1 protein-coding gene is annotated in these 471 nt (G+C 62.8%); it reads left to right on the top strand.

Annotation, left to right across the window (positions count from 1 at the left end; all coding sequences use genetic code 11):
- A partial coding sequence (locus JHD63_RS22850) for an IS4 family transposase (RefSeq protein ID WP_198973100.1) occupies positions 1-461 on the top strand: 461 nt, incomplete at its 5' end.
- Positions 462-471: the final 10 nt, after the last annotated feature.

Genomic DNA, 471 nt, shown 5'->3' with positions numbered 1-471 from the left:
TGAGCAACCGCAGGGTGGATACGCTGGAGCAGGCGGTGCAACTGATCGACTGGTACCGGGCGCGCTGGGAGATCGAGTTGTTCTTCCTGATCCTCAAGCAGGGCTGCCGAATCGAGGCCTTGCAACTGGGCGACGTTGAGCGCATCGAGACGGCGCTGGCGCTGTACCTGGTGGTGGCCTGGAGGATCAACCGGCTGATGCGCCTGGGCAGGTCATTGCCGGATTTGCCGGCACAGCTCTTGTTCGAGAAGGACGAGTGGCAGGCGGCGTACGTGCTCAACAAGAAGAAGCCGCCCAAGGAAGTGCCGCAGTTGAACACGGTGGTGCGATTGGTCGCCCAACTGGGGGGCTTCCTGGGACGCAAGGGTGACGGCGAGCCTGGAGCCAAGACGCTGTGGCTGGGCATGCGCGATGTGGCCGTGTTCGTGCAAGGGCTGCGCTTTGCTCGGATGGCTCTGTGAGATGTGTGTA

Origin of the sequence: Xylophilus sp. ASV27 (genome assembly GCF_016428875.1) — a bacterium.
GTDB lineage: Bacteria > Pseudomonadota > Gammaproteobacteria > Burkholderiales > Burkholderiaceae_C > Xylophilus.
Note: the sequence above shows the minus strand (reverse complement) of the source record. Positions and strands in the feature narration are given on the sequence as shown.